The following is a 14,216-nucleotide window of genomic DNA, read 5'->3' as shown; positions in this document are numbered from 1 at the left end:
GAAAGCTTTTAGGACCGCTTCGCTTCTTCGGAATCATTTTACTCCCTTGCAAGCATCGTTTTCGTTAGTTCAACTTAAAAACTTAAAGGAGCCTGCAGCCAAGCTGCAGACTCCTCAAGATCTTGTTTGACGTACAATTACAAACTACCGTTCTCCATCCTTCACCGGGACCCCGAAATTCGGCGTCCCGTCCTCATTCCAGCCGAAGATCTGCATCCGCGTATGCCGGTTCGGATCGTACAGCGGATCGCCGATAATTTCTTTATAATTCCGGGCATGATAAACGATGACGTCCTTCCCGTCCTCGGATACCGTAAAGCTGTTATGCCCCGGCCCATACTGCCCGTTCTCCTCGTTGGTGGCGAATACCGGTTCCGGCGACTTCACCCAGGAGGCCGGATCCAGCAGATCCGCCGATTCGTCGGCATACAGCAGTCCCATGCAGTAATTGTGGTCGGTGGCGCTGGCCGAATAGCTGATGAAGATGCGTCCGTTCCGCTTCAGTACGGCTGCCCCTTCGTTGACTTTAAAGCCGATTACTTCCCACGGATACTCCGGGGTCGAGATCATAGCCTGCTTGCCCTGCAGCGTCCAAGGATTGCTCATTTCCGAAATGTACAGATTTGAATTGCCCTCGATGTCCGGGTCTTTCTGAGCCCATACATAATACAGCACGCCGTTATGCTCAAAGGTGGTCGCGTCCAGCGAAAAAGACTCCCACTGGGTGCGGATCTTCCCCTTCTCCGTCCAGGTTCCTTCCAGCGGATTGGCCGCGTCATTCTCCAGGACATACATCCGGTGGTCGAACAATCCGTCATTGGTCTCGGTTGTCCGCGCCGCCGCAAAGTAGATGTACCATTTTCCCTGAATAAAATGAATCTCCGGCGCCCAGATGTTCGCGCTGAGCGGTCCGGTCTCGTATTTGCGCCATGCCACAACCGGTTCGGCTTCACCCAAACCCTGCAAGGTCTTGGAACGGCGGATTTCGATCCGGTCGTACTCCGGCACAGAAGCCGTGAAATAATAATAACCATCCGTATGCTTGTAAACCCATGGATCGGCGCGCTGCTCCACGACCGGGTTGTTGTAAGTATCGTTTCTCTCCATGTCAGGCTCTCTCCTTTATGTCTATGTCTTCTCCTGTTATACCGCCCCATAAGGCGGCCTATAACATTCATTTCTTTAGTTCATTCTAACTAGCTCCATTTCGGGGCAAAAGGATAAGGACAAGCGGATTCCAGCAGCCGGGTCTTCACCTCAACGAGACAGCCGCAGTATTGGCAGGTCGTTCCGTATTGAAGCCCCGGACACTGTTCGCACTGCCCGATCCGCCGGCGGTATACCTCTTCGGATGCCGTCTCCCTGCCGCGGGTCGCGATCTCTACGAGCCGCTGCAGTTTTTCCGGCGAAACCTGGACGCTCTCGCTGCACCCTTTGCAGCCTTCCTGACGATCCATGACAACTCACCCTCCCTATTTGCTGTTACTGTAATGGCGCTGCACGCAGTCAACCTTCGATTAATAAATGGCCAGCGTAACGACGGACATCGGCGGCAGCTTCACGCTCAAACGACCGCCTTCAACATTGGCGCCGTCAAACGCTTTTGGTGCCACGGCATCCGGCTGCTCGAACGTATTGTGCGCGTTCATCCGGTCGGCCGTCAGAATCGTGCCGGAAGCCTGCACGCTTTCGGCAGCAAGGCCGCGAAGGTCCAGGCTGATTTCGGCTTCGCCGGCATGGTCGATGTTGACCAGGCTGACATGCACCTTGCCTTCGGCATCCCTGGAAGCCGATACGGTTACCTGCGGCAGTGCTTCGCCGCCCATTTCATAGCTTCCGACCGCAGACTCGACCGCCAGCACCTCAGCATCCTGATGGACCTTGAACATATCAAACACATGATACGTCGGCGTCAGGATCATCTTCTCGCCTTCGGTCAAAATCATCGCCTGCAGGACGTTCACCGTCTGCGCGATGTTCGTCATCTGGACACGGTCCGCATGGTTGTGGAAAATGTTGAAATGCACGCCGGCCACCAGCGCGTCGCGGATCGAGTTCTGCTGGTACAAAAATCCCGGATTTGTGCCCGGCTCCACGTCAAACCAGGTGCCCCACTCGTCGATGATCATGCCGACGCGCTTCTCCGGATCGTATTTGTCCATGATCGTGCTGTGCTTCGAAATCAGTTCGTCCATATGCAGCGCCTTCTTCATGGTTATAAACCATTCGCCTTCTTCAAAATCGAGCGCTGAGCCTTTGCCCAGCCAGAAGTCGCCCGGAATCGTATAGTAGTGCAGGCTCAGACCGTCCATCAGCCAGCCGGCGTTTTTCATCAGCACTTCCGTCCAGTTATAATCGTCCACATTGGCGCCGCCGGCGATTTTGTAAATTTTGTTGTCGCCGTAATTGCGGACGTAAGTTTGGTAACGGCGGTACAGATCAGCGTAATACTCGGGACGCATGTTGCCTCCGCAGCCCCAGTTTTCGTTCCCGACGCCAAAATACTTCAGCTTCCACGGCTGCTCTCTGCCGTTCTCTTTACGCCAGTTGGCCATCGGCGATTCGCCGTCAAAGGTCATGTACTCGACCCACTCGGACATCTCCTGAACCGTTCCGCTGCCGACGTTGCCGCAAATGTACGGCTCGCATTCCAGCAGCTCGCAGAGCAGCATAAATTCGTGGGTGCCAAAATGGTTATTTTCGACGACTCCGCCCCAGTGCGTATTGACCATCCGTTTACGGCCTACCCTTGGACCGACGCCGTCCTTCCAGTGGTACTCGTCGGCAAAGCAGCCGCCCGGCCAGCGCAGAACCGGCACCTTGATATTCTTAAGGGCCGCCAGCACGTCGTTACGGATTCCCTTCGTATTCGGAATCGGCGAATCCTCGCCGACCCAAATCCCTTCATAAATGCAGCGGCCCAGATGCTCCGCAAAATGGCCGTATATATTTTTATTGATTTTCCCTTTGGAAATATCCGTATTGACGATCACGTTATGCATAGCTGAATCCTCCCATAAGATGCTAGATAGGTTGAACTAAAGAATACGATGCAAGCAAGGGAGAGTAACATGATTCCGAAGAAGCGAAGCGTTCCTAAAAGCTTTCCAAAGGAAAGCTAACATCGGAAGCATATGCTTTGGCTTTCGGATTTCTGCCTTACGTGGGTTCATATCCAATCAAGAAATCCGAAAACAAGCGATGATCGTAGGAACATTTTACGTACTTGCCCTAAGCATCCATTTTCATATTCAACTTATATAGATCTTCTTTATTTTGATAAAAACTTCCTATTATCCTTTAATGCCAGAGTTCAAATTGATCGACTGAATAAAATATTTCTGGGCGAACGCGAACAGGAGCAGCGTCGGAATGATCGCCAGCATCGCCGAGCCCATCAGCTGCCCGATCATGCGGTAGTTGCCGTAAATATCCTGAAGCAGCAGCAAGCCCGCTGTAATCGGCATTTTATCCACGTCCGTATATACGATAACCGGCCACAGGAAGTCGTTCCACGATCCGACGAAGGAAAACAGGCCGCACACGATCAGCACCGGCTTGATGAGCGGCAGGATGATCGAAAAATAAATCCGGAAATCCCCTGCGCCGTCCACGCGCGCCGATTCGTCCAGCTCGCCCGGAATGCCTTTCATAAACTGCCGGACCAGAAAAATGTTGCCCATACCTGCGAGACCGGGGATGATCATGGCCCAAGAGGTGTTCACCCAGCCGAAGGCGTCGATGATTTTATAGGAAGGGATGATGTTGACGACGCCCGGAAAAAACGAAATGCCCAGCAGCGTGAAGAACAGCGTGTCTCTCCCTTTGAAATTCATGCGGGAATACCCGTAACCCGTAATCGAAATAATGACGATGACGAGCAGGGTGTGCGATACCGCGATAAAGACGGAATTGAACAGCCAGCGCAAAATCGGCGCTGTGGACGTATTTTCCAGAATGGCGACATAGTTCTCAAATATCCATTCCTTCGGAAACAACCGAAAGCCCGAGGAGACGACCTCGGTCTGCGAACGGAAGGAAGTCGTAATTCCGAACACGACCGGAATCACCCAAATGACGCAAAGCACGATCAAGAACAGGTAAGCGATATATTTGGAGATACTTACTTTTTTGGACATTTTGATTAACCCTACCTCTCGTATCCTAAATCCAGCCTCTGCCTAAGCGGCCTACCTCGTATTTCGATTCATGACATAATACTGCAGCGCCGAAATGACCAGAATGACCAAACCGAGCAGTACGGCCATCGCCGATGCCATGCCGGCAATCGATTCCCCTTGGCCGAAGGCCAGCTGGCGGATGTACATCATCAGGACGTGCGTGCTCTGTCTCGGTCCCCCATCGGTCATCATTAACGGCTGGCCGAACACGTTGAACGCGCCTGCCGTCGTCATGACGAACGTATAGATCAGCGGGAAATTGATGGATGGCAGGGTAATGCTGAAAAATCTGCGCACGGATCCGGCTCCGTCGATCTCCGCCGCCTCGTATAATTCCTTGGAGACGCCGGCAATGGACGCGCGGTAAATGATCATGTTGCCTCCGACGCCGCCCCATACCGTGATGACGAAAATAATGATCCACGCATAAGGCTGCGTCGCCGCCCAGGCCACCTGCGAATGGAAGACGTTGCCGGTAATGCCCAGCTGTTTATTGAAAATAAGCAGCCAGATCAGAGCAGCCGCGGAAATGGAGATCAAGCCGGGAATATAGATGATCGACTGAATGACGCCTTTCAGCTTGACCTGCTTGTGCTCGAGCGCGACGGCGACCAGCAAAGGAATAACGATGAGCAGCGGTACGCTGATCACGACGAACAGCAGTGTATTTTTCAGGCCGTTGAAAAATTGGGTGTGGAAGGTCGAGCTGCTGTCGAACAAAATCGTTTTATAGTTGGCCAGGCCGATCCATACCGGATCGTTCATCAGGTTCCACTGCGTAAACGAAGCATAGATCCCGTAAATCGTTGGAATCAGAATGAAGATAAGAAACAGAATCAGATGAGGGCCGACAAAGAAAAACGGTGCAAATGATTTCTTATTCATAGCCTTGTAATTTCTCCTTTTGGAGAAATAATGCGCCAGACGCTTTGGGTCCGGCACACTATTTCCTTCGTTCTGTATAGATTGAACTAAAGTTTTTGCATGGAACCTCCTGTTAAAACGGCCCTCATACGGCCTATAACATTCATTTCTTTAGCTCATTCTATCTGCTTAGCAAAAGGCCTACTTGGTCGCCTGTTTACTGCTGCTCTCTGCGATCTTATCCTCAACGAACTTCTGCATCGTCTGCAGCGTTTCGTCCAAGTCCACATTGCCCCGGACGATATCGGCACAGTACGTATCCACGGCTTCGGCTACGTACGGATAGTATTCGTAAGTGTAGATGTACAGCGATTTGGTCTCCTGCTCATTCGAGGTGAAGAAGGACTGCATGAACTGCTTGTACTCCGGACTTTCGTTCACCTGCTTACTTGCGACGATTTGTCCGGCTTTCGCCCATTCCAGGGAGTGCTCGCGCACGAATTCCAGGAAGGCGCCAATGCCCGCTTCTTTCTCGTCCGAACGCTTGTCGTTCTTGAACATCGTGAACAAGTGGGAGGAAGCGCGGTTCGTAAACTTGTCCGCCGTCGGCGAGTACACGTTGGTTACGCCGAAATTCAGGCCGTCGACCTTGGCGTGGGCCGTCGAGCTCCAGGTTCCGTCCGTCGAGAACAGCACTTTGCCGGACTGGAACATCAAGTAGCCGTCTTCGCCGAACGGTGTCATGAGGCCGGCGTCGGCGATCTTTTTCACATTTTCAAAAGCCTGCTTCATCACCGGCGTATTGACGGCTGGCTTGCCGTTTTCCTGGATGTCTCCGCCCAGGTCCTGAACCTGTGCCAGAATGACCCAGCCCAGCAGCGCATCGTTGACGACATATTCGTCCGAAGCCAGTTTGCCTTTCAGGGACAGCATTTCGTCGATGGTCACGACATTGTCGTCGAGAATGGATTCCGCGTTATACTTCTTCAGCAAATCTTTGTTGTAGTACATGACGTTGCTGTGAATGTCGAGCGGAACCGTATATTGGGTGCCGTCGATGTTGCCTGTGGACCAGGCTTGCGGCAGGTAATTCGCTTCCTTGATTTCCGGCTGTCCCTTGATCGCGCTTTCGATCGGTTCCAGCACGCCCTGCTTCGCGAAGCCGGGAACGCGGTCGGCATGGATAATCGCCAGATCCGGAACGCCCTTGCCCGAGTTCAGCACGGTCGAAAGCTTGGTGTACATATCGGAAGTGATGACGTGCTTCACTTTGATGTCGGGATTCGTCGCGTTGTATTCTTTGACGATCTCATCCATATATGCTCCGTCGTCGCCCGTCAGCGGCGTCCAGAACGTAATCGTCTTCTCGCTGCTGCTTCCGCATGCCGACAACAGCATGCTTGCTGCAAATATCATCAATAATGAAATAACAAAGCTCTTCTTCAAAACTTCCGCCCCCTAAATGGAATACTATATCTCGTATTTTTTATTGTTCAGCGTACTTCTTTTGATTTGAAAAACTGGAAAGCTTGCAATTTCACACGAACCCCTTTCACTTGTACGTACATGTTGATGTACATCAAGGCCATGTTGGATAGATGCCGCCATCTCTCCTGCGGATCGTTTCGTCCCACAAAAAACATCTGCCGTTCCTCTTGGCACGATCTTTCCATTGCCAAACGTCAAAGAGGAATCGGCAGATGCAGTCATGCGAGTCTATGATGTTATGGGTTACGTCCATGCCAATGGGTTATGAAGGCTGGTATGCCGGAACTCGCCTGCCAGCCGGGCAGCAAGGACCTGCCCTAATTAAGCTTTTTTCAGCCGGATCACGTTCCAGGATGCCTTGGACAGGCGGGTGCTCACAAACCCGTCCTTCAATGCCGCACTGCCGCGCGAATGCGGTTTAACGTTCTCTTCGGCCGCGGTATTGACCGCTTTCAAATCGTCGTTCTCCAGAACAATATGCTCAGCAATCTGGTAGCCTTCAAAGCCTCTGACGTCGCATTCCACGTCGAGCGCCTCCTCCAAATGGCGATTCAGCGCAAAAATGGTCAGCTCTTCTTCCTCTTCGTTATATACGACCGCCGTCTCCAAATAAGGCACATCGGTATAATCCTGGGCGTCGTATTTCGGCGAATCCACGATCGGTTGCAGGGATACCCCGCGTCCGTAACGTGAAGCGTGCAGGTATGGATAGAAAATCGTCTGCTTCCAGGAGCGCCCTCCGGTCTCGGTCATGATCGGTGCGATCACGTTGACCAGCTGCGCAAGGCAGGCCATCTTCACCCGGTCGGCATGCTTCAGGAAGGTGATGAGCATCCCGCCGACCAGCAGCGCGTCTTCAAAGTTGTAGACATCCTCCAGCTGCGGCGGACCGACGGTCCAGGGATCGATCTTCGTATCCGCATCGTTTGAATGGTACCAGACGTTCCACTCGTCGAAGCTCAGGTACATCGTCTTCTTGCTCCGCTTCTTCGCCTTCACGTAGTCGCAGGTTGAAATGACGGTGCGGATAAAATGGTCCATGTCCATCGTACGCGCCAGGAAGTTCGCCGAATCGCCGTCCCGGTTGCCGTAGTACTGGTGCAGGGATACGAAGTCGGCTACGTCATATGTATGATCCAGTGTAATGGCTTCCCATTCCGGGAAGGTCGGCATGCCCGTACTGGAGCTGCCGCATGATACCAGCTCGATATCGGGATCCACCAGCTTCATGGCCTTGCCGGTCTCATAAGCCAGGCGTCCGTACTCCTGCGGCGTCTTCTGGCCGATCTGCCAAGGTCCGTCCATTTCGTTGCCCAGGCACCAGGTTTTGACCTTATGGGGCTGATCATAGCCGTGGCTGCGCCGCAGATCGCTCCAGTAGCTTCCGCTTGGATGGTTGCAGTACTCGAGCAGGTTCCTTGCCGCATCCACGCCCCGCGTTCCCAGGTTGACCGCCATCATGACTTCGGAGCCGATCTCCTTGGCCCATGCCATGAACTCGTTCGTCCCGACTTCGTTCGGTTCGACGGTGCGCCAGGCCAGTTCCAGCCTTCTTGGACGCGACTCGCGCGGACCGACGCCATCTTCCCAATTGTAGCCGGACACAAAATTACCCCCGGGATAACGGATAATGGGCACGCCCAGCTCCTGGACCAGCTGCTTTACGTCCTCCCGGAAACCGAGGCTGTCCGTCTCGGGATGGGACGGGTCATATATGCCGCCGTATACGGCGCGGCCTAAATGCTCAATAAACGAGCCGTAGATGCGCTTATCCACTTCGGCGATCCGAAACGCCTTGTCCACGACCACCCTGGCCTTATTTGCTGCTGATGCCACTGATATCACCTTCCATTTTAGAAAATAATAAAATAATTTGAGATAAATTGAATGAATCCGTTTACAAGTATAAAATAACATAGATGAAGTATGCTGTAAATAAATAAATGTAAATCTATTTATATTTTTTTAAACCAAAATGAAATTTCTATGTCCGGCGCGATGTATAAACTCTAAAAAACCTTATAAAATCAAGGAAAATGCCAGTTTGTTTTACTTTAAAAATACCTAAAGATCCCTCTGTGATTTGTAGAATATGCTATGACTATTTCGTATATATCTACAAAAAAGGAATGCATGCTTTCATTAACGATTTAGTTAGTTTATAATTATTTAAAATAAAAGAACACCACCTCTACAATCGGAAGAAGGTATTCAATTCCATGATCTATATTAAAAATCTGATGAGCGGGATCGACATTTTCAAGGCCCTGAGCTCGGAAATCCGGATCCAAATTCTCGAACTGCTCGCGAAAAACCAGGCGCTGAACCTGAACGACCTGGCCACCCGGCTGAACCTCAGCAACGGTGCGATTACGATGCACATCAAAAAGCTGGAGGAAAGCGGTCTGATTGAGATCAATACCAGCGTCGGCAAACACGGCATTCAGAAGATTTGTTACTTGAATAAGGACAAACTGATGGTTGACCTGCGCAGCAGGGATGTCGAAAACCTGTATGAAGTTGAAATTCAAGTCGGCCACTACAGCAACTATCAGGCGGTTCCCACCTGCGGTTTGGCCACCAAGGACAGCATCGTCGGCGACTTTGACGACCCGCGCTATTTTGCGGATCCGCAGCGGATCGACGCCGAGATCATTTGGCTGGCGGAGGGGTTTCTGGAATACCGGATTCCGAATTATTTGAAGCCGAACCAGACGTTCCGCGAAATCCAGTTTTCCATGGAGCTCAGCTCGGAAGCACCGGGATATAACGATAACTACCCGTCAGACATATATTTTCACTTAAACGGGATCGAAATCGGTTCCTGGACCAGCCCGGGGGACTTCGGGGATGCCCGCGGCACGTTTAACCCGGATTGGTGGCCGCCGCATTTGAACCAATACGGCATGCTGAAGCTGATCCGCATCAACAACGATGGCAGTTTCATCGACGGCTGCCGGATTTCCGACGTGACGCTGGACCAAATTCAGCTGGATTACAAGAGCGAGCTTACCTTCCGCCTCTCGGTCACCGAGCAGTCGGTCAACAAGCGCGGCCTGACCATCTATGGCAAAAATTTCGGCAACTACAGCCAGGATCTGCTCGCCCGCGTATTGTATGATGTTAAGGAAGACTAATACTCGACTGAGCTTGCCGTCTCTTCAATTTACGCGCTAACGCCGAATGTTTCGCATGAAATATGGATATCGTGTAAAATGTAATGAAGAGGAGTTGTGAACTATGTCCAATGACGAAATTATTTTGACCCCCGAAGGCCTTGCCCAACTGGAGGCCGAGCTTGAGGAATTGAAGACCGTCAAGCGCAAAGAGCTGGCCGCACGCATCAAGCTGGCGATCAGCTACGGCGACTTGAAGGAGAACAGCGAATATCACTCCGCCAAAGATGACCAAGCTTTTATGGAGACCCGCATTTTGCAGCTGGAGAAAATGCTGACCAAAGCCCGCATTGCCGATAAGGCAGACTCATCTGCTGTCAGTGTCGGCTCGTTCGTAAAGCTGCACGATATCGAGTTTAAGGAAGATCTCGAGTACCGCGTGGTTGGTCCGGCGGAAGCGGACGTCTACCAGAACAAAATCTCGTATGAAAGCCCGCTGGGCAAAGAGCTGATCGGTAAAACGGTCGGGGACGTCGTGACTGTCGATGCACCGATGGGGCTGATCAAATACGAGGTGCTGGAAATCCGTTCTTCCTAAAAGACGGCTGCAGTTACCTAATAGGCCATACGTCTAAACAAGGACCGTTCCTGAAAACAGGACGGTCCTTTGTTAAGAGATCAGAAAGTATAGGTTTCGGAGCCTCCGCTTCCGGATCTCGCAAGAAAAACTTCCGCTAAATGCGGTCTGCCTTCTGTGAAGATACGTCGATAGGCGTTTTTGTTATGAGAGCAGATAGTATAAGTTTCGAGCCTCCGCTTCCGGATTTCGCAAGAAAAACTTGCGCTAAATTATTACCGGACGGGCTTCAGCTCCGCTTCCGTGGACAGCTTGATCTTCTTCAGCCGCTTCATCACATCGTTCTCGCCGCGGCCAAAGTAATCGTGCAGCAGGTTATATTCCTGATACAGCTTCTCGTATACTTCAACGTTCTCCGGAATCGGCTTGAACGTCTCCTCCTTAACGCGCGCCATTTGCTGCGCCGCCGTCACGACATCGTCGTAGCCGCCGGCTTCCTTGCCTGCAGCCACCGCGGCGAAAATCGCCGCCCCGAGCGCCGGCGTCTGCTTGGAATCTGCCACGAAAATCTCGCGTTTGGTCACGTCGGCGTAAATCTGCATCAGCAGGCGATTTTTCTGCGGCAGGCCGCCGCAGGCGTAGAGCGCATCCACATCGACACCGCTCTCCTGGAACGCGTCGACGATTTTCCGGGTGCCGAAGGCGGTCGCTTCAAGCAGGGCACGGTATACTTCCTGCGGCTTTGTCAGCAGCGTCATGCCAAGGATCATCCCCGTCAGGTCGGTATCGACCAGAACGGAGCGGTTGCCGTTCCACCAGTCGAGCGCGAGCAGGCCCGATTGGCCCGGTTTGTAGGCAGAAGCTTCCCTTTCCAGCCATTGGTGAACACTCAGCCCTTCCTTCGCCGCGGCTTCTTTCACATAGGCAGGCAAGGATTCTTCCACGTACCATTCAAAAATATCCCCGACCGCCGACTGACCGGCTTCGTATCCGAAGAGCCCCGGAATGATGCCATCCTCTACGACGCCGCACATGCCTTCGACTTCTTTTTCCTCCGTGCCGAGCACCATATGGCAGATCGACGTGCCCATCGCCATGACGAGCTTGCCCGGCGTCACGACGCCGACCGCCGGTACGGCCGCATGAGCGTCTACGTTGCCGGCCGCCACCGCGATGCCCGGCTTAAGGCCCATCATCTCCGCCATGGCCGGCTGCAGTCCTCCCGCATTGCTTCCGAGCGGAATGACCTCGCCGCGCAGCTTCGTATCGGTCAGATGCTCCAGGCGCGGATCGAGCGCTTTGAAGTATTCCTTGGACGGATAGCCGTCACGCTTATGCCAAATCGCCTTATAGCCCGCCGTACAGCTGTTGCGGACGATGTTGCCGGTCATCTGCGAGATGACCCAGTCCGTCGCTTCCAGAAACATGTTCGTCTTCTCATAGATGTCCGGTGCCTCGTCCAGGATTTGCCAAATTTTGGCGATCATCCACTCGGACGAAATTTTGCCGCCGTACCGGGCCAGAAACGCCTCACCGCGCTCCTCGGCGATGCGGTTGATCTTGTCGGCTTCCGGCTGCGCCGCGTGATGCTTCCACAGCTTCACCCAGCTGTGCGGCTGGTCCGCCAGCTCGGCCTGGAAGCACAGAGGCTCGCCGGCCTCGTCGACAGGCAGCATCGTACAGGCGGTAAAATCGATGCCGATGCCGATGATATCCTCGGGATTGACTCCCGATTCACGAACGACGGCCGGCACGGAAGTTCTCAGCACCTCCAGGTAATCGTCCGGATGCTGCAGCGCCCAATCATACTCCAGCTTGATGCCCGATCCGGGCAGCCGCTCGTCGATGACATGGTGCGGATACGGCGTCACATGGTCGGCGATTTCATGGCCGTTCGACAAATCCACCAGTACAGCACGTCCGGACTGGGTCCCATAATCCACTCCGATGGTATACTTTTTCCCCATTTTGGATTCCTCCGCGTTTTCAAAATTTATAAGTGCTGTGCGATATCACTTCTGCCCGTAGTAGGCGTTAACGCCATGCTTCCGCAAAAAGTGGCGGTCCAGCAGGCTCTGGTCCATCGGCGGCGTCTCCGGGTTCAGCTGAAGCATCCGGGCCGTAATCTTGGCCACTTCCTCGAGCACAACCGCATTGTGCACCGCATTATGCGCATCCTTGCCCCAGACGAACGGGGCATGCGCATGCACGAGAATCCCCGGCACCTCCAGCGGGTCCAATCCCAGCTCGTGAAAACGTTCCACGATGACGTTGCCGGTCTCCAGCTCGTAAGCGCCTTCAATCTCCACCTTCGTCATCGGTCGGGTAACCGGAATCTCACCGTAGAAATAGTCGGCATGCGTCGTCCCGCAAGCAGGCAGCGCCCGCCCGGCCTGGGCCCAGCTTGTGCCCCACGGGGAGTGGGTATGCACCACGCCGCCGATTTCCGGGAAGGAGCGGTACAGCACCATATGCGTCGGCGTATCGGACGACGGGCGCAAATTCCCTTCAACCACCCGGCCTTCCAGGTCAACGACGACCATGTCCTCCGCCTTCAATTCTTCGTAAGGCACCCCGCTCGGCTTAATGACGAACAGCCCGCTCTCGCGGTCGATGCCGCTGACATTTCCCCAGGTAAACGTGACGAGCCCGTGTTTGGGCAGGTCCAAATTCGCTTCCAGCACCTGCTGTTTCAGTGCTTCCAGCATTGCAGACACTTCCTCTCCCACTATAGTTGTACGTACAAGTTGTATGATGAAAGTCCGCATAACCGGACTTTCATCTGCCTTTTTACACGTTAACGTTCAGGTTTACAACCGAGTCCCGCTCCACCAGCTCGGGTTCGTACAGGGTATCTCCGGGAGCCAATCCCTCTTCGATCATCGCGATCAGCTGGCTGGCCGCATCCCGGCCCATGGCCGTCTTGGGATGGGTCAGCGTCGTCAGCTTCGTTCCGGAAGCCGAGGCCAGCATCGAGTCGTCGAAGCCGACGAACGACACGTCCTCCGGCACTCGGAGTCCGAGCTGCAGCGCGGCCCCCATCAGGCTGACCGCCAGCTCGTCGTTGTAGCAGACGAATGCGGTCGGCCGTTCCTCCGCCGCTCCGCTCAGCAGCTGCAGCGCCTGCCGGAACGGCAGGTCGTTCTTCTGCTCGGTCGTATACGTGACGACCCGCTTCGGAGCGACGGCGACGCCGCGCGCTTTGTGGGCGGCCAGAAAGCCCTTCAACCGGTTGACGCCCTGCAGGTCGTCCCGCTTGAAGAATCCGGCGATCCGGGTATGCCCGTTCGCCAGCAGATGGTCGGCTGCCTTGTAGCCGCCCAGCTCATCGTCGACCCGAAGCAGCGGGCACTCGAGCTCCCGGTACTTCTCGTTGATCATCAGGTAAGGAATGCCCTTCTCCTGCAGCTCCAAATAGTAGCCAAGGTTCGGGTTGCCCTCCGCGCTCTTCGTCGGTTCGATGATCAGTCCGCTGAGCGGCTGGCTGGTCATCAGCTTCAGGCTCTCCATTTCCTTGTCCTTGTTATTGTCGGTGCTGGACAGCAGCAGCCGGTAGCCTCTGCTCCGCAGCTCGGCTTCCGCACCCCGTACGATGTGCGGGAAGATGTAATCCGATATATAAGTCGTCATAATGCCGATTGTCTTGACCAGCTCGCTCTCGCGGCGTCCCGGAAAGCGGGCGAAGGTGCCTTTGCCCTGGATCCGTTCAAGCCAGCCTTCCTTCTCCAGCTCGCTGAACGTCTGGCGCACCGTCTGGCGGCTCAGGCCGAACTGTTCGGCAATTTCATTTTCAGAAGGAACCTGCTGCCCGGGCTTCAGCTTGCCCGATTCAAACCAGGACAGCAGCTCGTTCTTCAGTAGAATATATTTGGGAATCCGTCTGTTATTCATCATTCACCTCAGCGGCATGCTCTGTATTTCGGCCTTGCGGGCTGGATCTGCCGATTCATCCCGGAAGGCTTCGTTCTCTTTGAGTATTGTAACACAAGG

General features: G+C 53.9%; 12 protein-coding genes. 2 read left to right on the top strand and 10 right to left on the bottom strand.

The genetic code is table 11. From position 1 onward, the window contains the following. Nucleotides 1–144 precede the first annotated feature (144 nt). From C7820_RS28900 to arfA, 7 genes are all read right to left on the bottom strand, one after another. Nucleotides 145–1,107 carry a glycoside hydrolase family 43 protein gene (locus C7820_RS28900; RefSeq protein WP_116234001.1) on the bottom strand — a complete coding sequence of 321 codons (963 nt, stop codon included), beginning with the start codon at nt 1,105–1,107 and terminating at the stop codon, nt 145–147. 89 nt (nt 1,108–1,196) lie between these two features. Beyond that, nucleotides 1,197–1,457, bottom strand: coding sequence for a DUF6171 family protein (locus C7820_RS28895; protein WP_105444976.1), 261 nt, complete (start codon nt 1,455–1,457; stop codon nt 1,197–1,199). A gap of 60 nt (nt 1,458–1,517) precedes the next feature. Beyond that, nucleotides 1,518–3,002 carry an alpha-N-arabinofuranosidase gene (locus C7820_RS28890; protein WP_116234000.1) on the bottom strand — a complete coding sequence of 495 codons (1,485 nt, stop codon included), beginning with the start codon at nt 3,000–3,002 and terminating at the stop codon, nt 1,518–1,520. Nucleotides 3,003–3,293: 291 nt separating this feature from the next. Beyond that, on the bottom strand, nt 3,294–4,139 hold the full coding sequence (locus tag C7820_RS28885) for a carbohydrate ABC transporter permease (protein WP_116233999.1): 846 nt from the start codon (nt 4,137–4,139) through the stop codon (nt 3,294–3,296). Between the two features lie 51 nt (nt 4,140–4,190). Continuing rightward, nucleotides 4,191–5,066 carry a carbohydrate ABC transporter permease gene (locus tag C7820_RS28880; RefSeq protein ID WP_116233998.1) on the bottom strand — a complete coding sequence of 292 codons (876 nt, stop codon included), beginning with the start codon at nt 5,064–5,066 and terminating at the stop codon, nt 4,191–4,193. A gap of 180 nt (nt 5,067–5,246) precedes the next feature. Next, nucleotides 5,247–6,461: an extracellular solute-binding protein gene (locus tag C7820_RS28875; protein WP_116234241.1), complete on the bottom strand. Its 1,215-nt coding sequence runs from the start codon at nt 6,459–6,461 to the stop codon at nt 5,247–5,249. Nucleotides 6,462–6,854: 393 nt separating this feature from the next. Continuing rightward, complete coding sequence (arfA, locus tag C7820_RS28870; protein WP_116233997.1) at nt 6,855–8,450, bottom strand: arabinosylfuranosidase ArfA; 1,596 nt, start codon at nt 8,448–8,450, stop codon at nt 6,855–6,857. A 302-nt stretch (nt 8,451–8,752) separates the two neighbouring features. On the opposite strand from arfA, the gene C7820_RS28865 reads away from it, so the two are divergent. After that, on the top strand, nt 8,753–9,670 hold the full coding sequence (locus C7820_RS28865) for an ArsR/SmtB family transcription factor (RefSeq protein ID WP_076173556.1): 918 nt from the start codon (nt 8,753–8,755) through the stop codon (nt 9,668–9,670). Nucleotides 9,671–9,773: 103 nt separating this feature from the next. Further along, a complete protein-coding gene (gene greA, locus C7820_RS28860) occupies nt 9,774–10,247 on the top strand; it encodes a transcription elongation factor GreA (protein ID WP_076173555.1) in 474 nt (157 codons plus the stop codon). A 254-nt stretch (nt 10,248–10,501) separates the two neighbouring features. Here greA and C7820_RS28855 read toward each other — a convergent pair whose 3' ends face one another. The 3 genes from C7820_RS28855 to C7820_RS28845 form a co-directional block, all read right to left on the bottom strand. Further along, complete coding sequence (locus C7820_RS28855) at nt 10,502–12,193, bottom strand: ribulokinase (RefSeq protein WP_116233996.1); 1,692 nt, start codon at nt 12,191–12,193, stop codon at nt 10,502–10,504. 45 nt (nt 12,194–12,238) lie between these two features. Continuing rightward, nucleotides 12,239–12,934: an L-ribulose-5-phosphate 4-epimerase gene (araD, locus tag C7820_RS28850; RefSeq protein WP_105444971.1), complete on the bottom strand. Its 696-nt coding sequence runs from the start codon at nt 12,932–12,934 to the stop codon at nt 12,239–12,241. An 82-nt stretch (nt 12,935–13,016) separates the two neighbouring features. After that, nucleotides 13,017–14,117 carry a GntR family transcriptional regulator gene (locus C7820_RS28845; protein ID WP_181909246.1) on the bottom strand — a complete coding sequence of 367 codons (1,101 nt, stop codon included), beginning with the start codon at nt 14,115–14,117 and terminating at the stop codon, nt 13,017–13,019. Nucleotides 14,118–14,216 lie beyond the last annotated feature (99 nt).

The organism is Paenibacillus sp. VMFN-D1 (genome assembly GCF_003386155.1).
Taxonomy (GTDB): Bacteria; Bacillota; Bacilli; order Paenibacillales; family Paenibacillaceae; genus Paenibacillus_AQ; species Paenibacillus_AQ favisporus.
Note: the sequence above shows the minus strand (reverse complement) of the source record. Positions and strands in the feature narration are given on the sequence as shown.

Coding starts and splice junctions, on each gene's coding strand:
- C7820_RS28900 (WP_116234001.1), bottom strand. CDS start 1,107: ATGGAGAGAAACGATACTTACAACAACCCGGTCGTGGAGCAGCGCGCC.
- C7820_RS28895 (WP_105444976.1), bottom strand. CDS start 1,457: ATGGATCGTCAGGAAGGCTGCAAAGGGTGCAGCGAGAGCGTCCAGGTT.
- C7820_RS28890 (WP_116234000.1), bottom strand. CDS start 3,002: ATGCATAACGTGATCGTCAATACGGATATTTCCAAAGGGAAAATCAAT.
- C7820_RS28885 (WP_116233999.1), bottom strand. CDS start 4,139: ATGTCCAAAAAAGTAAGTATCTCCAAATATATCGCTTACCTGTTCTTG.
- C7820_RS28880 (WP_116233998.1), bottom strand. CDS start 5,066: ATGAATAAGAAATCATTTGCACCGTTTTTCTTTGTCGGCCCTCATCTG.
- C7820_RS28875 (WP_116234241.1), bottom strand. CDS start 6,461: ATGATATTTGCAGCAAGCATGCTGTTGTCGGCATGCGGAAGCAGCAGC.
- arfA (WP_116233997.1), bottom strand. CDS start 8,450: ATGTTATTTTATACTTGTAAACGGATTCATTCAATTTATCTCAAATTA.
- C7820_RS28865 (WP_076173556.1), top strand. CDS start 8,753: ATGATCTATATTAAAAATCTGATGAGCGGGATCGACATTTTCAAGGCC.
- greA (WP_076173555.1), top strand. CDS start 9,774: ATGTCCAATGACGAAATTATTTTGACCCCCGAAGGCCTTGCCCAACTG.
- C7820_RS28855 (WP_116233996.1), bottom strand. CDS start 12,193: ATGGGGAAAAAGTATACCATCGGAGTGGATTATGGGACCCAGTCCGGA.
- araD (WP_105444971.1), bottom strand. CDS start 12,934: ATGCTGGAAGCACTGAAACAGCAGGTGCTGGAAGCGAATTTGGACCTG.
- C7820_RS28845 (WP_181909246.1), bottom strand. CDS start 14,117: ATGAATAACAGACGGATTCCCAAATATATTCTACTGAAGAACGAGCTG.